This window comes from Dorea sp. (assembly GCF_977044405.1).
The window spans coordinates 1-18,902 of sequence record NZ_CDRRQK010000013.1; the positions used below are offsets into that span (position 1 = coordinate 1).

Below are 18,902 nucleotides of genomic sequence, written 5' to 3' on the forward strand. Positions count from 1 at the left end.
CCTTACGCCAGCATCCCCATCATCCGAAGTATAAATATCGTCACAAACAACGTAAAGATCGAAAGTACCGAAGAAAATACCACCAGCTGCCCGGCAAGCTGTCCATCCGCCCCTGCCTGCTGTGCCATGATATAGCTGGATACTGCGACCGGTGTCTGATATGCCAGAAGTGCTGATAAGAGATCCGCATCTTTGTATCCCATCATTACGACCATCGGTATCATGATTAGCGGCAGGATAACCAGCTTAATCGTCAATACAACCGATGACAGCTTCATATTGCCTTTTACCTTAGAAAAATCCAGGTCCCCGCCCAGAATCATGAACGCAATCGGCGTTGATAATTTCGCCAGGTCCTGTACCGTTGTATCCACAGCCGTCGGAAGCCTGATTCCAAGAAGTGAGAACACGACTCCAAGCATGGAAGAAAGAATCAGTGGATTCTTTATAATATCCATAATAATCTTCTTCCAGTCCGTCTCCCTCTTTTCGCCGAATATAGAAAGTGCAACTACTGCAAGGAAATTATACATTGGTACCAGAATCGCACTTAAAATAGCTGCTGTTGTGGTGCTTTTAGAGCCATACATATTCTGTACAACCGCCACTCCAAAGATTACGTAATTACTGCGAAAAATCCCCTGGATCACGACTCCCTGCTGATTTTCCTGCTTTACTACTTTCGGAACAATCAGGCACAGCAGTATGAATAAAATAATCAATCCGCCTGCTGCCCATATACACAATTTGATCCTGCTTTGTATCTCTGCCCCTATATCACTCTGATATACATTATAAAATAACATACATGGCAGAAATATCTTGAATACGATTGCATTCGCCTGTTTAGTGAGCTGTCTGTCTGCCAGCGATGTATAATTGACCAACAGATATCCAAGCACCATCAGAAAGAATACCGGTGCAATTACGTTAAATGATACAATAATATTGTCCAAATCTACTCAACTTCTCTCATCCTAAATATATATTTTCTCTATATGACTTTTGTTTTTTTTATCCATATCTTCGTTTTCATCTCTATATGACATTCTACATTTTTCAAAAATCGCATCTTCGCTTTTTTCATCTATTTTTTTGTAAATACCCACATTGCTTTCACCTGATCCTTAATCTGTGCATAAGTCCAGGTTGCATTGGTATTTTTGATACTAAATGGATCATTGATCTTTATATTGCCATTCTCATATCCTGTCATTACGATAAAGTGACCTTCTTTCGTAAAGTCCCCAGGTCCCATACTGCAGATAACCGGATGTCCCTGTGAAAGCTCCTTGCTTAACTGTTCTTCATTCAACAGGCATGACTGGCTCTTTAAGTTCCAGTTCGCCCCTGCCTCATTCATAAACTTCCAGTATGTGTCATTATTCGCATCTACGTATCCGTGCTGGGTTCCATATGCTGCTACTTTTGCCGGTGTGATCGTCTCGTCCTGATTAAGACCTGCTGCTACCATCGCCATACAGGTCGGGCCGCATCCACTGACAGCTACCATACTTGATCCATATGGTGCATAGCCCCATCTTTCGTCCCATTGTAATAATTCCGGGATACCGCCTTGCGACAGATCAACGCCAATTGTGTCTGCAACAGGATTGTCTTTCTTCTGCTCATAGTCTGCCACAAAGTCAACCGTCTCTGCATTCTTATCCAGCAGCTCTATCACACCCTTCGGATAGCCATGCTTCTGTGCTTTCTTTTTGATTCTGGCAATTTTCTGCGCTTCTGTCTCCGGAGTCATCTTACTTACTTCGGTTTCTTTTAGCTGCTCTTCTTTTTGTGCTTCTGCACTTTTTTTTGCATTAATCTGTTCCTGATGCATATAATAACCAGTAAAAGCAGCAGTAATGACTGCTGCCAGTATAACAACTACTGTTACATGCTTGATGAGTTGTTTTTTTCGTGCTTTTTTCGCATGTGCTTTTACATGCGTCGCTATCTTATCTTTTTCTGCTTCATCTGTTATATTGGTCTCTTTCATCTCTTGATCTGATTTTCCTTTCTGATCCTCTTCTGAAGGTTCTTCTATAACATTTACATACAACATTTATTCTCTTTTACATCGGTTTGCTAAGGTTCACATGCACTACCTGTGAACCTTAGCATCGTTTTTCATTATACAACAGCATTCTTATCCTTACAACTTAACTTTTTCCTAAATTTGCGTCTTTTGTTGTCGTTTTTCCATTTTTCCAGATCGTTCGAAATTTTTTTATAATTTTTTTCAATTTATGCTTGCATTTTATCTATAACCGTGATATTATAACTCTTGTCTTCACGAGAGACAAAAAAACACAACAGAACGGGGTGTGGCTCAGCTTGGCTAGAGCGCCTGGTTTGGGACCAGGAGGTCGCAGGTTCGAATCCTGTCACCCCGATTCAATTTTATAAAACATGCGGGTGTAGTTCAATGGTAGAACACCAGCCTTCCAAGCTGGATACGTGGGTTCGATTCCCATCACCCGCTTTTTTCATACCCTTTTTTATCTACAGAGAAGTTGCCGCCGGCAGTTTCTCTTGCATACTATGCTACAAAAAACCTGCGCAATAGAGTCTAATAAATAAAGCAATGCTTTTCATTACACTCTATTGCGCAGGTTTTTTATTATTTTGTTTTTCTAATTGTTAGTTCATTCCAAATTCAGGTCGTCTTTCACTGAAAAAATCCCCTCTATTTTCTGAACAGCTTTCTGATCCAGATAATCATCGCACCCAGAAATATATAGATATCAGCCAGATTTGCAGTAATATTTTCCAGAAAGTCTTTCCCTTTTTGAATCATTCTTCTGCTTCCGGAATCACTCTGGCTCTTTGCTCTTTCCGGTGACCTGTAGCCAATATAGTCGATGACCTTTCCTCTGACCACCCTGTCATACGTATTGCTTGCCGCACCGGCGCTTAATAATACCAGCGCAAGTTTCCGGAATCTATGCCCATCCCGGAACGATTCAAGAGCCGTCATAATGAAGATTGCGATTGTCGTCCATATCGATACCTGTTTTACTTTCTCCGGTTCATCTTCCATTGAGCTAAGTGCAAATCCCTTATTATAGATTTTCCGGATTACAATCCTGCTTCCACAGAAGCTTTTTTCATCGGTATCTTCGATATTCTCTTCAATATACTGTTTTACAGCCATATCTACGCCAAACAGTGTTCCGATTGCACCAAGCATGCGTGTCTGCATTCTAGATTTCTCCCTGGATCTTTACGATCTCTTCTTCCTGTTTTTCAATCTCTTCGTCTCTTTTTTCAATCTCCTCACAGAGTGTTACATAATCCATATCCGATACTTCACCACTCTGGAATTTTTCATATACCATACGTCCGATATCTGCAAGGTCTCTTTCATTTGCTCTTTTTAAGGAACGGACATTGCTTTTAATCTTCTGGATTTCTAATGTGTCTCCTGTCTTTTTTGTAATGTCGCTTGCAACATCTGAAACTCTTTTTCCTAATTCTTCAAAAAAATCTGCCATTGCTATTCTCTCCTTTATCTTTTCGATTTACAATTGCCGCAGGATATCTAACGAACGATATAGATTCATCGTACCATATCCCCATTCTGTCGTCGGATACTCTTCATTCGGAAGTGTTCCTGTCCCCATTACGATAATGTTTCTGACCTGGCTTGCACTTGCTCCTCTTGCTCCCGGCTGGTCGCTGATCCATCTCATGAGTAAGGCACATCCGCCTGCTGCGATTGCTGTTCCAGCACTGGAACCACTACGGTTACGAAAGCCCCCGCCAGGTACTGCACCTGTAACCGCCACTCCCGGTGCCGCATAATCCGGTTTGATCATTCCATCTCTAGTATACCCCCTGCCCGAGTGAATATCAACTCCATTCTCCTGACTGTTATAATATGCCACAGACATAAGATTCCTTCCTCCGGCCGGCTCCGTCAATGTCGTATCTGGATTGGATTCCAGAAAATATACCTCCCCTTCCAGGAACTCTTCCATCGGAAGCCACATATGAAATTCCCCCTGCTCCTGCAATGCCGGTGATACCTCTATCCGCCAGATTCCGGGCACTGTATCCCGGAATCTTAAGAACACCAGCTGGGCATCATTATTCTCCTGCAAAAGCCTGTATTCCACTGTAATTACCGTCCGTTCAAATGCAAACCGGAATTCGAACAGATATCCAAGCCGGAGCGGGATCATCCCTGTCCGCTCTCCAGACGGTGATACCACGGATACTGTAACAATATCCGGAAGCCTGCTCCATAATTCCGTTACAAATGCACGCACACCACTTCCTACACGTATCTCTACATTCCTGCTGTTTTCATTCTCCGTAAAACGGTGAAAATAGTGATGTCTCTGCGCCGCTTCATTCCCAGTTCCTGCGACTACACACCGGTTTCTCACCGTCGAATAGATATCCAGTATATTTGCAAGCATCGATTCTCCGTTATGTCCTCCAAAACTGGTTCCAAGCGCTACACAGAGTACAAGCGGCATCTTCTTCTTTCTTGCCAGTCCGTTCAGATACTTAAGGCCAAGCATAATATCATTTTCCTGATAACACACCGCCTCTTCTTTTATCGCAAAGAATTCTTTCAGGTAAGCCTTCGCCGGTTTTAGCTTTACCATGGCAATGGCAGCTTCGGGTGCCGCCCCGGTAAATCTGTTATTATAATCTGCACCTCCTGCAGCCACACTTGCCACATAGGTTCCATGTCCATCCTCATCTTTTGTAGGAACACTCTTTAAAGGTTCTTCTTCCTTAAGTGCCCGATTAAGCATATCTTCTGTATATTCTGTTCCGTATTCCAGGCCTTCCGGTGATGCTCCTTCCTGAATTGTCTGATCCCAGATCCCTGCGATCCTTGTCGTCCCGTCCAGATTTCGGAAGACTTTGTTCTGATAATCTATTCCCGTATCCAGGAATCCTATCATAATACCTTCTCCCATTAGTTGAAGTGTCGGATAATTCTGAAGTGTAATGATGCCTGCCACATCCAGAGGCTGCAGGTCTAAAAGCGCATAACATTTTGGAATCGCACTGTACCAATACTGCCGGATGGATAGATCTGCCAGTATACTACGGTTGACAGACACACTTTTATATCCAAAATCCATCTCCTGTATACACACATTTTCAGAATCTACTTCCTGAAGTTCCTCGTCTCTATATAATGGGATGATAAAATCCCAGTAATCCTGCGACAATATTTTTTCCCTGCAATTATCAGCCATAGAAAAAAGACCTTTCAAATACATTTATTCATGTATATGAAAGGTCCCTTATATTTCATTAATCTTTTTTACTATTTACAGAATCTGTCACCAACAGCTTCTTCCGAACGTATAAAGCTTCTAACCGTTCGCCGGATGATTCAGCATACGTTCGATAATATCAACAGACTCTTCGATACCATAGCTTGCACTGTTGAAGCAGATATCATAGTTCATGGCATCGCCCCATTTTTGTCCTGTATAATAGTTATAATATTTTGCATGCTGCCTGTCAATTTTCTTAAGCAGGCGTACTGCCTTTTTATGATCCAGATCATTGACCTCCATGACACGGTGTACACGCTGTTCAAATGGTGCTGTAATGAAGATACTGATGTGTGGGATATGGTTATTGGCCAGTATCACATCTGCACATCTTCCCATTACAATAAAGTCTTCTTCTCTTGCCATCTTACAGATCAGGTCGCTCTGATTAAAGAAGATTGCATCTTCTTTTGTCAGTCCATGATAGCGGTCAAAATCTTTCAGACGCTCTTTAAGAGTTCTTCCTGATCCCTGGTATTTGTTCTCAATCTGATTGGTTCCAAGATCTGCCACATCTACTACAGAATCCTTTTCTGCATCCAGACGTCTGAGTACTTCATTAAAAATCTCTGCATCGTAGTAATTAATACGAAGTGCATCTGCCAGCGCAAACCCGATGTCATTTCCCGCACTTCCATGTGTTCGTCCGATACATATGATCAGATGATCGTCTTTTGAAAACTTCTGACGCAAGTTTGCTGTATTTAATTTTGCCCTGTTTTCATCAAGAATTTCAACCTTACCAAAGCCTGTTGGCAGTGCAGCGATTTCTTTTAATATATCATCATATCTTTTCATCAGTCTGGAACGGTCTTCATCCTTACGGATAGTACGTGCCATATTACTGATCAACGCCAGCTCACTTCTAAGAAGATGTCCCTGTGGTTTCGTTCTCATCAAATTAACAAGACTCTCCACACAACTACGCTTATCCCCTGTAAAGGTACGTCCAAGAGAAGATCCTACACATTCATAGACTTCTCCATCCAGATCATAGATCTGTTCTGCAATGTCATAATATTTGTTCTTACTTTCCTGCATGTTCCGCACCTCCCTCTATAAAAAGAATACCAGCATATCGATAATAAATACCGGTATCAGGAATGTCAGTGACCATGCCATATATCCAAAGAACGACGGCATACGCACACCGTTTTCGTCAGACATGGATTTTACCATGAAGTTCGGTGCATTTCCAATATATGTATTGGCTCCCATGAACACAGCTCCACACGAGATTGCTTCCAGCATCTTAACCGGAACCGTACCAAGTGTTGTCGCAACACCGCTCTTAAAGCCAAGTGCTCCGGCCGTTGTAAGGAATACCAGATAGGTCGGTGTATTATCAAGAAAGCTTGAAAGTGCTCCGGTTGCCCAGAACATCTCAAATGGCTTATTGATTCCAAGTTCTGCTCCATTTGCCTTCAGAATCATAAGTGCAGGCTGCATCGTAATAAAGATTCCGATAAAAAGAACTGCAACTTCCTGGATAGCTCCCCAGGTAAAGTGGTTACGGATACGTACTTCTTCCTTTGTTGTTTTAAATGATAACAGTGCTGCCAGAAGTATGATCACAATCTCAATAACAGACGGGAATCCAAGTGTTACCTCTCCAAGAATATGGATTCCTTTTACTGTTCCATCTGCATTCTGGAATGCTGCCATGTTCGGAAGTGTTCCGCTTAAGATAACCGCACCAACGATCATTGCTACATAGATTAAGTTATGCAGTCCTACGATCTTAAAATGTGTTCCCGGTTCTCTGATATCCGGTTTTCTTCCTTCTGCAATATCTTTTCTGTAAGCTCTTCTGTCCAGGAAATAAAATACTACCAGTAGAATCACCATATTAAAGAGCAGAATACGGAATAATTTCATACTCCAGAAAAATGGTACTCCACGCATAAATCCCATCAGAAGCGGCGGATCTCCAATTGGTGTCAGACATCCTCCCATGTTCGAAATCAGGAAAATAAAGAAGATCATAATATGACTCTTTCTCTTTCTCCATGAATTCATCTTGATAAAAGGACGGACCAGAAGCATACTGGACCCCGTTGTACCGATCACACTTGAAAGCAGTGTTCCCATGACAAACAATGCTGTATTGATTCTCGGTGATCCGGCAAATTCCCCCTCAATCGTAATGTTACCTGCTACACAGAATAATCCAAATAACAGGACGATAAATGTCAGATAATCATTTACCACACATTCGAGGACGGTCTCTGCCATCGAAAACATTCCATATTTCGCCGTAAATGGAATGATAAACAGTATTGACCATACTGTAACTGCAAGCGGCTGGTGTTTTTCCCACCATTCAGGCTTGATCAGCGGCATTACGGCAATACTCAGCAACAGCCCTGCAAATGGTATGCAGAGCCAGATTGGAATAGCTGATATTTCCCCCATCGCTATCTTTCCTCCATTCTTCTCCAAGTAAAAATGTTAAGTTATAAAACTATATGTAAAATGTATTATTGAAGTCTTGGTACTTCCTGACCTCTCAACATAATTACCGGTCCACCGGTTCCTTCGATATATTCTTTTGTGATTACAACCTCTCCGATATTGTCATCTTTTGGGATCTCGTACATGATATCCAGCATAAAGTCCTCGATAATCGCACGAAGTGCTCTTGCTCCTGTATCTTTTTTCATTGCCCTCTTTGCAATCGCATGCAGTGCGCCTTCGTCAAATTCCAGTTTTACTTCATCCAGTGCCAGAAGCTTCTGGTACTGCTTCAGGATTGCATTCTTAGGCTCTTTTAAGATTTCTACCAGCATGTCCTCATTCATTCCCTGTAAGGTAAATACGATCGGCAGACGCCCTAAAAACTCCGGTATCATACCAAATGCCCGCAGATCCTCGGTTGTTACTTTCTTAAGGATTTCTTTGTCATTATTATATTTATCTCTCAGATCTGCTCCAAAACCAATTGCTGCCTGCTTTGTCAGACGCTCTTTGATGATTCCTTCCAGATCCGGGAATGCACCTCCGCAGATGAACAGGATATTTCTTGTATTGACAGTTGTAAGTGGTACCATGGCATTCTTGCTTGTTGCTCCGACAGGCACTTCTACGTCGCTTCCTTCCAGAAGTTTTAACATTCCCTGCTGTACGGATTCCCCGCTTACATCTCTCTGGCTTGAGTTCTTCTTCTTAGCAATCTTATCAATCTCATCGATGAAGATGATTCCCTGTTCTGCCTTTTCTACATCGTTATCTGCTGCCGCCAGAAGCTTTGATACTACGCTTTCGATATCATCTCCGATATATCCGGCCTCTGTAAGAGAGGTCGCATCCGTGATTGCAAGCGGTACATCAAGGATTCTTGCAAGCGTCTTAACCAGATATGTCTTACCGGAACCTGTAGGTCCGATCATCAGCATATTGGATTTTTCGATCTCGATATCATCCATCGAATCGGTAGCGACACGTTTATAGTGATTATATACCGCTACGGACATTACTTTCTTCGCATATTCCTGTCCGACTACATACTCGTCTAATTTGGCCTTGATCTTATGTGGCGCCGGAAGGTTCTTGATATCTACTAATGGCTTATATTCTTCGCCTTCTTTTTTCTTTTTGATCTTCTGCTGTTTTGGAATGCTCTGTTCCATGTCAGCCATATTGAACACCTGTACTCCCGGAATATTCATAAGCTGGCTGTAGTCGATTGGTCCGTTTGACATAGCATCAAAGCTCTTTTGCATACAGTCATTGCATACACAGATACGGTTCGGAAGCTCGATCATCTTACCGGCAACACTCTCCGGACGTCTGCAGATAAAGCAGACTTTTTCGTATCCGTCATCATCATTTTGTTTTTTATTATTCGTATCAGATGTATGTGTTGTTGTCTCTACTTCTACATCTTCTACTTTTTCAATCTCCTGATTGTTATCATCCTGGTTTGTCATTATTCTCTCCTTCTACTGTTCTGTCGTATATTTCACTCTTTTTCTTGTATGTCTTATGCATCCTCCTGGTTCACCAGCTCCAGAAATGTCTCTTCTGATATAATCGGTATTCCCAGCTCATTTGCCTTTTTATTCTTAGATGATGTGCTTGTCACATCGTTATTGATCAGATAGTTTGTCTTGGATGTTACCGATCCTGTAACTTTTCCGCCAAGGCTTTCAATTAGCTCTTTGACCTCTCCTCTGTTGGCAAAATGTGTCACGCTTCCGGTAATTACAAAGTTCACACCTGCAAAGATCTGTGTCTTTGTCATCTCTTCTTTTGGAATGGTCAGTTCGTCAAGCAGACGTCTGAAATTCTCCACATGCTTCTCATCTGCGAAGTATCCGACGAATGCCTTTGCTAGAACTTCCCCGACTCCCTGGATCTCATTTAACTCTTCTTCTGATGCTTTCAGTAGAGATTCTACATCATATCCAAGCTCTCTGCAAATAACTTTTGCATTGGCAAGACCAATTCCTGCAATTCCAAGAGAATAGACGACTCTTGGAAGCGTTGTAGTTCTTGCCTTTTCCACACTATCCATCAGTTTTTTATAAGATTTTTCGCCAAATCCTTCCATGTCCTGGATCTCATCTTTATACCGGTCCAGATGGAAGATATCTGCAAATGTATGGATATATCCTCTGGAAATGAATTTTTCCAGTGTCGCTTCTGACAATCCTTCTATGTTCAATGCATCTCTGCTTACAAAGAGTGCAAAGGACTTCACATGCTTTGCCTGACACTCCGGATTCATACAGTATAATGCTTTTGCATTCCCGACCTGGCTGACTTTTGTCTCTCCATGACAGACCGGACAATGCTGCGGTATATCTCTTACTCCGCTTCTGGTCAGGTTCTTTGCAATCTGCGGAATGATCATATTCGCCTTATATACTTCAATCTTATCTCCGACTCCCAGTTCCAGTTCTTCCATAATACTGATATTATGGACACTTGCACGGCTGACCGTCGTTCCTTCCAGTTCTACCGGCTCAAATATTGCAACTGGATTGATCAGCCCTGTTCTTGACGGACTCCACTCAATCTCAAGAAGTGTTGTCTCCTTAATCTCATCCTGCCATTTGAATGCAAAGGAATCTCTCGGGAATTTTGCCGTTCTTCCAAGTGAACGTCCGTACGCTATATCATCATATGTTAGCACAAGTCCATCTGACGGAAAATCATTTTCACTAATCTTAGACGAAAATTTAGCAACCTCTGCTTCTACCGTATCTCTCGTTACCATATGATATTCCACCGTTGTAAATCCCTGTGATCTCAGCCATTCCATCTGGCAGGCCCTGGAATTCATAAAATCCACACCGTCTGCCTGCACCAGTGTAAATGCATAGAACATGACATTTCTCTTTGCCGTAATCTGGTTATTCAACTGTCTGACCGAACCGCTGCATAAGTTTCTCGGGTTCTTATATTTGGCATCTACGTCTTCGATCTCTTCATTGATCTTCTCAAAATCATGATAGCCGATAACCGCTTCTCCACGCAGGATCAGTTCCCCGGTGTATGCAATCTGAACCGGCACATTCTTAAATACTTTCGCATTATTGGTTACGACTTCTCCAACTTCTCCATTTCCCCGTGTAACGGCCTTATAAAGCTTTCCATCACGGTAAGTCAGTACAATCGTAAGTCCATCCATCTTCCATGACATCAGCGCTTTCTGGTCACCCACGAAATTCTTAAGTTCTTCCACTTCCTTGGTCTTGTCAAGGGAAAGCATTGGGCTTTCATGTCTTTCTTTTGGAAGTTCGCTGACTACTTCGTATCCTACATTTACAGTCGGGCTGTTGGACAATGTGATTCCCAGTTCTTTTTCCAGGCTCTGAAGTTCATCGTACATCTGATCATATTCATAGTTGCTCATGATTTCCTGCGCTTCCTGGTAGTATGCCCTGGAGGCTTTATTTAAGATGTCTACCAGTTCCTGCATTCTCTCGTTCTTTGACTGTCCCATATAATTCCTTTAACTCCTGTTCTGTTAATTCTCTTACCTGTCCAGGTTTTAGATTCCCAAGTTCTATGTTCATGATCCGGATGCGCTTCAGATTCGTCACTTTATATCCAAGTGCTTCACACATCCTCCGGATCTGCCTGTTCAGTCCCTGTGTCAGTATAATGGAAAATGTATATTTTCCAATTTTCTTTACTGTACACGGTCTTGTTACCGCATCCAGGTTCTTCTCTTTATCTTTGATATGTACTCCTCTGCTCATCTTTTCGATAAATTCCGGAGTGATTTCTTTTTGTACGGTTACTTTATATTCTTTCTCATGAGCGAATCTTGCACGCATCATACCGTTGATCAGATCCCCGTCATTGGTCATGATCAGAAGACCTTCCGAATCTTTATCAAGCCTGCCTGCATAGGTGATGCGGACCGGATAATTTAGATAACGGATAATATTCTTTTTCTCTCTTTTATCTTCTGTGCAAACAATCCCAGCAGGTTTGTAAACCGCCAGGACCGTTTTCTTTGTCTTACTTTTTATAGTTTTTTTCCCTACACGGACTTCTTGTCCGTCATCTACTTTCATTCCGGGAACCGCAGGCTGTCCGTCCACGGTTACCATTCCTTTTTCAATCAGCCGGTCTGCTTCTCTTCTTGAACATACGCCGGCATCACTTAGATATTTATTCAGTCTAATCATTCTGTAACACTCCACTGATGCTGTTATCTTTTACAAAAGTATTACCATTATACAGGAAAAGTACACTTGTAATCTTATTCTCTTCCATAACATCCTTAATATTATCATAATAATATCTTGGATCGATCACTATGATCTCCCTGTAATAATCCGTCAGGAACGGAATCAGGCTGTTCGCATACGAATCCTTAAAGATCAGAAGTCTGTCCGTAGAATCAGCCGTCGTCCTGATATCTAACATCGGATAATTGCCACCCAGGAACAGAGCATATTTATCTTTGCCTTTTAATTTTGATGTATCATAAAGTGTTCCTGTCTTTTTCTTTTCATTTACATTATTTACCACTACTTGTGTTGCCTTTTCAAGATCATCCGGTGCATAGATATAAATCGGCTCTTCGTAGCTGGTCTCATAGCCGCTGGTGGACGAAAGTGTTCCATTGAATTCCGTCGTTACTGCATAAGGCTTTAATTCCTGCTGCTTACCTGTATCAAGCTTCATGGAAGCTGCCAGTTCCTGATATCCATAATAAGCACCCAGTGTCGTCCAGTGATGATCGGTACGGTAATACAAATCTTCCGACTTATGCTTGTTCAAAGCATCTGTCACATTGATCCACTGAAAAGAATCACCAAGTGTATCTTTAATCTGTGTAAACTGCTGGTTCTGATCTTCTGTCACTGCATGTTTCGGAAGTTTGTCTGCCTGGATATTCGCTGCATCCGGCACCAGCATCATGTACATCGGAATATCCTTATACGTTTGCTGAAATTCTTTCATTGCTGTCAGATTCGCATTCATCTGTGTTTCATCCGGTGTTGCAATGTCCTCCAGCAGATAATGGTCTTTTCCTTTGAATACGCCATTGGACTTACATTTTCCGGAAAGAAGGTCCAGATTACTCTTTAACGATACCCAGAAATCTCTTCCCGTGAACTGATCTGACACATATGATTCATACTGTTCCATCCATCTTCCACTTTCAATTCCCGAAAGTGTCAGTTGTGGCCGTTGTTCCAATGCCCGGTTTTCTTTTTCAGAGAACTTTCTGTCGCCAGTTGCCACATTCACAACACAGATGATTCCAAGCATTAACAGAAATACCAGCGCTATAAATTTATTTCTTTGCAATTGTCTTCTTCTCTCTCTCTTTCTCTTTCTTCGTAATCTCTCTTCCCTTGAGAGATTATTTCTTATTCTCTCATTCCTTAGCTCTTCCATCGTGGCCTCTAAAATCTGAAATACAAGAACGGATTATACGTTTCCGTCACCAGATATGCGATGCTGACCACAAATAAAATCACGTATACAACCCCATTTATCATCGTTGTATTCCATCTTCTGGACCTCATCCGGTGCTCATATCTGACATGCACATATCTTGTTGAACCAATCGCCAGCATCAGCCACAATACCAGATTGGTTGTAAGCAGATACAGACTTTCCTGATCCACAATGCCATGTGCTCCCACACCAAACATTACTTTCATATATTCAAGAGCCTGTCCAAGTGATGAACTGAAGAACAATACCCATCCAATCACAATCAAAAATATACTGTAAATATGACTAAATATTCCCGGAATTTTTTCCAGAACCGGTGCCAGCAGATATTTTTCAATAATCAGTATGACACCATAATATAATCCCCACACCACAAAATTCCATGCAGCTCCGTGCCAGAGTCCGGTCAGTAACCACACTACCAGCAGATTGAAAATGTGTCTTGCTGCCGATACCCGGTTTCCACCAAGCGGAATATATACATAATCCCTGAACCAGCTGCTAAGGGAAATGTGCCATCTTCTCCAGAATTCTGTAATGCTTTTTGACACATACGGATAATTAAAGTTCACACACAGCTCAAATCCGAACATTTTTCCAAGTCCGATCGCCATATCCGAATATCCACTAAAGTCAAAATAAATCTGGAACATATAGGCAAATGCCCCAAGCCACGCCGTCAGTACGGATACATTTCCTTTTGAAAGTCCGGTTACTTCTGTAAATATCATGCCAGATGTATTAGCTAAAAGTACTTTTTTCGCAAGTCCTCTTATAAAGAACATGCATCCGTCACCGAATTTTCCAATGGAATGCCGTCTGTGTGTAAGCTGTTCATCAATATCTGCATACTGTACGATCGGGCCTGCGATCAATTGTGGGAACATCGTTACATATAATGCAAAATTAAGCAGATTCTTCTGTACCTTCACTTTTCCACGATACACATCTATGATATAAGACATGATCTGGAAGGTATAGAACGATATTCCGATCGGCAGTGCCAGTGCATGATATTTGATATGCACCGGAAATACGTGGTTGATCGTATCCAGCACGAATCCTTCATACTTGAAGAATCCAAGAATCGCAATATTAACAATAATATTAAATACAAGGCTCCTCTTCGCCTTTTTTTTGTTTTCCAGATTTCTTGCAATGTCCAGTCCGCTGATATAGTTAAATAATATAGACAATATCATCAGGAAAATGTATACCGGCTCTCCCCACGCATAAAACACAAGGCTTGCCAGTAACAACACTGGATTTCTACATGCCGCCGGCAAAACATAATATAATATCAGCACAACTGGCAAAAACGTAAATAAGAATACAATACTGCTAAATAACATTTCTCTAATTCCTTTAATTATCGAATACTTTTTCTAAATGCCTCATCAATCTTGTCCGCATCTTTTGAAACCACAAGGATTGTATAGGAACCTTTGGATTCCACAACTGCTGAACGAAGTAGTTTTGTCTGTTCTACCCCATATCCTTCAAAGCTCTTCTTTTGCGTATCCAGACGTGTCTGGACTGCTTTTTCGATATCTTCTATCTGGCTTTCGTCTTTTACTTTTACAACCAGCACTTCATTAACACTCATGACATCATTTGGAATATACAGCATTACGCCATCATAATCATTGGCATTTAATCCGTAGTATTTTTTCAGATCCTGTGCACTTCCTTTGGACATGCCTTTCGTCTTCATAACTTTTGTAATATTCTTTTCAATGGTATCTACCGGCACATCGCTGCTGCCTTCTCTTGAAATCAGAAATACTACATACATGACCAGTACCAGTACCATCAGATATTTCAAAATATTAATAAGATCTATCTTTCCATTTTTCATTATAATCCTGCTTCCTCTGCCATATTATAGACCCATTTCTTATAATAGGATGGTGACATATGAACGCCGTCACTTGCATAAAACTGCTGTTCTACAAGGTCCGTATTATCAATAAATCCTACTTTTTCCTGCTTGCACAATGCTTTCAACGCCTTGTTAAACTCTGGGACTTTTCTATATACCGGCTTATTCTTAACTGCTGCCTGCGAAGTCGGCAGAACACTGTTTACATAGATATCCGTATCCGGAAGTGCTTTTTTCAGTTCTTCGATCACAGGCTTATATGCTTTTACAAATCCCTGTGCATCTCCATTCTGCGCCTCTAAGTCATTCATACCATAACATAAAAATATGGTAGACGGCTTCATCTTCTTTGCTTTATCGATATGTGCCCTTAACTTTTTATTGCTGTTATCTGTCACACCAGTTCCACGGTCTGCCTGTACATTTGCCGCATTTAACACTCCATATTCATAGAGTCCCTGTGTGATGGAATCTCCCATCACCAGTGCATCTTTGAACTTTACACTTGGTTTTATTTTATCTGCCGCCTGTGCTGCCAGACGTTCTTCTTTTTCAAGCTTTTGTATGCTTTTATCCACGGATGCAACATCTGTCTCATCCATAGTTTTCAGAATCCCGGTCCCTTTCTTCGTATCAAGATCCGGATTCGTAAGCTTCATAGTGACAGCAATTGCAACAATCACAGTCACAATCGCCACCAGAAGCAGAAAAGTCCGAACCATATGATCTTTTTCATACGGTTTCAGCTCTTTTCTTTCATATTCTCTATCTTTCATCTCTAGTTCTTGTCTGTCCACGAAAATGATCTCCTTTTTTCGCTTCTTTCTTTGGTTACATACGTATATCTAAATAATTGTACTGTTTTTCTTTTTAAATGTCAATTATTCACTCATTCTATGTTATGATAGAATCCATAGAAAATTTAGGAGGTTTCCTTATGACCATATATTCATTATCAGCCAAAAACTGTATGTCACACCTGTTATTAAAAGAAACATTCGACCAGTTCTCCTTCATCGAAGCAGAATTCACAACCTGGGGGAAATTCAGGCTCGACGGCTACCTGCAAGAAGACTTCTTCGACGAAAAACCAGAAGCGACCTACGCCCGCTGGGAAAAAGCCCGCGACTTTTGTTTCCAGATCATCCGCGGCAAACGCACCCCGTTAAACTTCAAGATCATACTGGCCCTCCCGGCTGATCAATACCCGGATTTTCTGACCCGCCACGGCCTTACCGCCTACCGCACGGAAAACATCCAGGGACTCTACCTCAACTTCCACTATGACGGCACCACCCTGCACTGCACCACCGGCACCGCACTTACCACCTTCACCCTCGACAAAACCCTGGAACAATCCTGGGACCAGGAAGCCAAAACCATCCTTAAAACCAACCAAATCGAAGGCGACTACTAAAAAACAAAAACACCGCACGGCTATGTCCATTTCCATAGCCACACGGCGTTTTCACTTCTACAGTTTGCCGGCGAAACGGTCGCAGAGCAACGTGGATACCGCGCCTCAGGCGTCCGCCTGCGAACACCTCCCGCGCTCCTACGCTTCCACAAAAAACCTACTTCGTAAGCAACATCATTATTTCATTACTTCTCTGCACAAATGCTGTCATCTCCTCCGGACTAAGCGGCTTATGCGCCAGCATAGCCAGATCATATAACTGCTTGCAGATAATACTTGTATTCTCACTATCCTTATGCTCAACCACATACTGAACCAGCGGATGATTAGCATTCAGAATCAACGTACTTGTCGTACCCATATCCATTCCGCTCATACCATACATCTTCATCATTTCCTGCATACGGCGGTTCTCTTCTGACAGTGTCATCATAGAAGCAACTTTTTCATCTTTTAATTTTTCAATCTTAACATCCAGATTTTCATTACCAAGTTCTTTGCGGAAAATCTCTACCAGACTGTCAGAAGTCTTCTGGAATGCTTCTTTTTCATCTTCAGCAACTTCTTCTTTCGCACCTTCTGTTACATCTGCATCGATTCTCTGGAACTTGATGTTCTGATTGCGCTGCTCTAACTGTGTAATAAATGGTGAATCAATATTATGTCCCAGGATTACAGCATCCATTCCCTGATTCTTGAACATGTTGATGTACTGGCTCTGCTGAATCTCATCTGTTACATAGTAGATAATTGTCTTATCTTCTTTATTCTGATCGTCTGCTTTATCTTCCTCTGTCTTAGCCTCTGGTTCTTCTACCTTTCCGCCATTTGCTTCGATACAGTCTTTCAGTGTCAGATATTTGTGATCCAGGTTCTTGAACAGAACTGCATCTTTCATCTTGTCACAGAATTTTTCATCTTTTAAGCAGCCAAACTTGATAAACGGACTGATGTTATCCCAGTATTTTTCATAATCTTCTCTCTTTGTCTTGCACATTCCGGAAAGCTTATCTGCAACTTTCTTAGAAATGTATTCAGAAATTTTATTTACAAATCCGTCATTCTGCAGTGCACTACGCGATACATTAAGCGGCAGGTCCGGACAATCAATGACTCCCTTTAATACCATCAGATACTCTGGGATAACTTCTTTGATATTGTCAGCGATAAATACCTGGTTATTATATAACTTAATTGTTCCTTCGATAGAATCATACTCTGTATTGATTCTTGGGAAGTACAGGATTCCCTTTAAGTTAAATGGATAATCCATGTTCAGGTGGATCCAGAACAGTGGCTCTTTGTAATCCATGAATACTTTACGGTAGAACTCCTGATAATCCTCATCGCTGCATTCATTTGGATGTTTTGTCCACAGTGGATGGATGTCACTTAATGAAACCGGACGTTTTTTAATCTTTACTTTTTCTTTGGCCGGTTCTACTTCCACCATTTCTTTCTCGCCGTTTTCATTTTCTTTTTCTTCCATCTTGGCATCTTCGTGAATATGCTCGATGACTTCATCATCATCTTTTAAGTCTGCCTCATCGATAGTTTCATATTCTGGTTCTGCATTTGCCTTTGAAAGGAAGATCTCAACTGGCATGAATGAACAGTATTTCTGAAGTACTTCTCTCATTCTGTATTCGTTAGCGAACTCAAGGCTGTCTTCATTAAGATACAGAGTCATAGTAGATCCGACTTCCTGTTTGTCGCCGTCTTCCATCTCGTACTCTGTTCCGCCATTGCTTACCCAGTGTACCGGTTTTGCACCTTCTTTGTAAGACAGTGTATCGATATGCACTTCATCTGCTACCATAAATGCTGAGTAGAATCCAAGACCAAAGTGTCCGATCATATCGTCTTCTGTTGTTTTATCTTTATATTTTTCAAGGAACTGTGTAGCTCCGGAAAATGCGATCTGTGTAATGTATTCTTCTACTTCATCGGCTGTCATACCAAGACCGTTATCTGTGAATTTCAGAGTTTTCTCTTCTGGATTTACTTCTACTTTGATTGCCGGTTTGTAATCATCCGGTAACTGATATTCCCCCATCATATCCAGTTTCTTTAACTTTGTGATTGCATCGCATCCATTAGATACTAATTCACGTGCGAAAATATCGTGATCGGAATATACCCATTTTTTAATAATTGGGAAAATGTTTTCACTGCTGATTGACAAACTACCTTTCTTTGCTGCCATTGTAAATCACTCCTATTTCTTCTAAATTTATTATTCATATGATGTCCGGTATATGTGCTGTCCCCGGATTATTGTATCGCGGACAGTTTCCTGACATCTGGCATTTCATTTTTCTAACAGATATGATAATACTGTAAATTTTAAAAGTCAATAGAAAAT

Annotated in this window: 17 protein-coding genes and 2 tRNA genes; 3 read left to right on the forward strand and 16 right to left on the reverse strand. The window is 41.5% G+C overall.

The genetic code is table 11. From position 1 onward, the window contains the following. Positions 1–2: 2 nt before the first annotated feature. Genes ACWJAF_RS07360 through ACWJAF_RS07370 form a run of 3 tightly spaced genes read right to left on the reverse strand, consistent with a single transcriptional unit; the run spans position 3 to position 2,065 of the window. The gene (locus tag ACWJAF_RS07360; RefSeq protein ID WP_448863074.1) at positions 3–956 is read right to left on the reverse strand and encodes an AEC family transporter; all 954 of its coding nucleotides are present in this window, start codon (positions 954–956) and stop codon (positions 3–5) included. Positions 957–977: 21 nt separating this feature from the next. Continuing rightward, entirely contained in the window at positions 978–1,109 is a 132-nt protein-coding gene (locus tag ACWJAF_RS07365; protein ID WP_448863075.1) for a hypothetical protein, read from the reverse strand. Continuing rightward, entirely contained in the window at positions 1,088–2,065 is a 978-nt protein-coding gene (locus tag ACWJAF_RS07370; RefSeq protein WP_296093758.1) for a C39 family peptidase, read from the reverse strand. Before ACWJAF_RS07370 ends, ACWJAF_RS07365 begins: the two co-directional genes overlap by 22 nt. Positions 2,066–2,321: 256 nt before the next feature. Between ACWJAF_RS07370 and ACWJAF_RS07375 the strand changes: the two genes are divergently transcribed. Then, positions 2,322–2,396 (forward strand) — tRNA-Pro (locus tag ACWJAF_RS07375). An 18-nt stretch (positions 2,397–2,414) separates the two neighbouring features. Continuing rightward, positions 2,415–2,485 (forward strand) — tRNA-Gly (locus ACWJAF_RS07380). A 204-nt stretch (positions 2,486–2,689) separates the two neighbouring features. On the opposite strand, the gene ACWJAF_RS07385 is transcribed toward ACWJAF_RS07380, so the two are convergent. The 12 genes from ACWJAF_RS07385 to ACWJAF_RS07440 form a co-directional block, all read right to left on the reverse strand. Continuing rightward, entirely contained in the window at positions 2,690–3,205 is a 516-nt protein-coding gene (locus ACWJAF_RS07385) for a signal peptidase II (RefSeq protein ID WP_296093760.1), read from the reverse strand. Position 3,206: 1 nt separating this feature from the next. Next, on the reverse strand, positions 3,207–3,497 hold the full coding sequence (locus ACWJAF_RS07390; protein WP_296032252.1) for a hypothetical protein: 291 nt from the start codon (positions 3,495–3,497) through the stop codon (positions 3,207–3,209). Positions 3,498–3,524: 27 nt separating this feature from the next. After that, entirely contained in the window at positions 3,525–5,225 is a 1,701-nt protein-coding gene (locus tag ACWJAF_RS07395; protein WP_448863076.1) for a S8 family peptidase, read from the reverse strand. 120 nt (positions 5,226–5,345) lie between these two features. Then, positions 5,346–6,350, reverse strand: coding sequence for a cytidylate kinase-like family protein (locus tag ACWJAF_RS07400; protein ID WP_448863077.1), 1,005 nt, complete (start codon positions 6,348–6,350; stop codon positions 5,346–5,348). Positions 6,351–6,365: 15 nt separating this feature from the next. Then, positions 6,366–7,724, reverse strand: coding sequence for a sodium:proton antiporter (locus tag ACWJAF_RS07405; RefSeq protein ID WP_296093761.1), 1,359 nt, complete (start codon positions 7,722–7,724; stop codon positions 6,366–6,368). A 65-nt stretch (positions 7,725–7,789) separates the two neighbouring features. Continuing rightward, on the reverse strand, positions 7,790–9,238 hold the full coding sequence (gene clpX, locus ACWJAF_RS07410; RefSeq protein WP_296032248.1) for an ATP-dependent Clp protease ATP-binding subunit ClpX: 1,449 nt from the start codon (positions 9,236–9,238) through the stop codon (positions 7,790–7,792). 53 nt (positions 9,239–9,291) lie between these two features. Continuing rightward, positions 9,292–11,235, reverse strand: coding sequence for an NAD-dependent DNA ligase LigA (gene ligA, locus ACWJAF_RS07415; RefSeq protein ID WP_448863121.1), 1,944 nt, complete (start codon positions 11,233–11,235; stop codon positions 9,292–9,294). Beyond that, positions 11,207–11,953 (reverse strand): pseudouridine synthase, encoded by a 747-nt coding sequence (locus ACWJAF_RS07420; protein WP_296032247.1) that lies wholly within the window; start codon positions 11,951–11,953, stop codon positions 11,207–11,209. The genes ligA and ACWJAF_RS07420 overlap by 29 nt, the downstream gene beginning before the upstream one ends. Continuing rightward, on the reverse strand, positions 11,946–13,085 hold the full coding sequence (locus ACWJAF_RS07425; protein WP_448863078.1) for a DHHW family protein: 1,140 nt from the start codon (positions 13,083–13,085) through the stop codon (positions 11,946–11,948). The genes ACWJAF_RS07420 and ACWJAF_RS07425 overlap by 8 nt, the downstream gene beginning before the upstream one ends. Before the next feature lie 98 nt (positions 13,086–13,183). Beyond that, entirely contained in the window at positions 13,184–14,590 is a 1,407-nt protein-coding gene (locus ACWJAF_RS07430) for an MBOAT family O-acyltransferase (RefSeq protein ID WP_448863079.1), read from the reverse strand. 17 nt (positions 14,591–14,607) lie between these two features. Beyond that, positions 14,608–15,096, reverse strand: coding sequence for a DUF4358 domain-containing protein (locus tag ACWJAF_RS07435; protein WP_296032242.1), 489 nt, complete (start codon positions 15,094–15,096; stop codon positions 14,608–14,610). Then, positions 15,096–15,917, reverse strand: a complete 822-nt coding sequence (locus tag ACWJAF_RS07440) for a GDSL-type esterase/lipase family protein (RefSeq protein ID WP_448863080.1) — start codon at positions 15,915–15,917, stop codon at positions 15,096–15,098. Before ACWJAF_RS07440 ends, ACWJAF_RS07435 begins: the two co-directional genes overlap by 1 nt. A 140-nt stretch (positions 15,918–16,057) precedes the next feature. Between ACWJAF_RS07440 and ACWJAF_RS07445 the strand changes: the two genes are divergently transcribed. Continuing rightward, positions 16,058–16,537, forward strand: a complete 480-nt coding sequence (locus ACWJAF_RS07445; RefSeq protein WP_448863081.1) for a DUF5721 family protein — start codon at positions 16,058–16,060, stop codon at positions 16,535–16,537. A 157-nt stretch (positions 16,538–16,694) separates the two neighbouring features. Here ACWJAF_RS07445 and htpG read toward each other — a convergent pair whose 3' ends face one another. Beyond that, positions 16,695–18,743, reverse strand: a complete 2,049-nt coding sequence (gene htpG, locus ACWJAF_RS07450; protein ID WP_296032239.1) for a molecular chaperone HtpG — start codon at positions 18,741–18,743, stop codon at positions 16,695–16,697. Positions 18,744–18,902: the final 159 nt, after the last annotated feature.

Bases quoted from the DNA above. Each gene is read 5' to 3' on its own strand.
- ACWJAF_RS07370 (WP_296093758.1), bottom strand. From the start codon at position 2,065: ATGTTGTATGTAAATGTTATAGAAGAACCTTCAGAAGAGGATCAGAAA.
- ACWJAF_RS07385 (WP_296093760.1), bottom strand. From the start codon at position 3,205: ATGCAGACACGCATGCTTGGTGCAATCGGAACACTGTTTGGCGTAGAT.
- ACWJAF_RS07390 (WP_296032252.1), bottom strand. From the start codon at position 3,497: ATGGCAGATTTTTTTGAAGAATTAGGAAAAAGAGTTTCAGATGTTGCA.
- ACWJAF_RS07395 (WP_448863076.1), bottom strand. From the start codon at position 5,225: ATGGCTGATAATTGCAGGGAAAAAATATTGTCGCAGGATTACTGGGAT.
- ACWJAF_RS07400 (WP_448863077.1), bottom strand. From the start codon at position 6,350: ATGCAGGAAAGTAAGAACAAATATTATGACATTGCAGAACAGATCTAT.
- ACWJAF_RS07405 (WP_296093761.1), bottom strand. From the start codon at position 7,724: ATGGGGGAAATATCAGCTATTCCAATCTGGCTCTGCATACCATTTGCA.
- clpX (WP_296032248.1), bottom strand. From the start codon at position 9,238: ATGACAAACCAGGATGATAACAATCAGGAGATTGAAAAAGTAGAAGAT.
- ligA (WP_448863121.1), bottom strand. From the start codon at position 11,235: ATGCAGGAACTGGTAGACATCTTAAATAAAGCCTCCAGGGCATACTAC.
- ACWJAF_RS07420 (WP_296032247.1), bottom strand. From the start codon at position 11,953: ATGATTAGACTGAATAAATATCTAAGTGATGCCGGCGTATGTTCAAGA.
- ACWJAF_RS07430 (WP_448863079.1), bottom strand. From the start codon at position 14,590: ATGTTATTTAGCAGTATTGTATTCTTATTTACGTTTTTGCCAGTTGTG.
- ACWJAF_RS07435 (WP_296032242.1), bottom strand. From the start codon at position 15,096: ATGAAAAATGGAAAGATAGATCTTATTAATATTTTGAAATATCTGATG.
- ACWJAF_RS07445 (WP_448863081.1), top strand. From the start codon at position 16,058: ATGACCATATATTCATTATCAGCCAAAAACTGTATGTCACACCTGTTA.
- htpG (WP_296032239.1), bottom strand. From the start codon at position 18,743: ATGGCAGCAAAGAAAGGTAGTTTGTCAATCAGCAGTGAAAACATTTTC.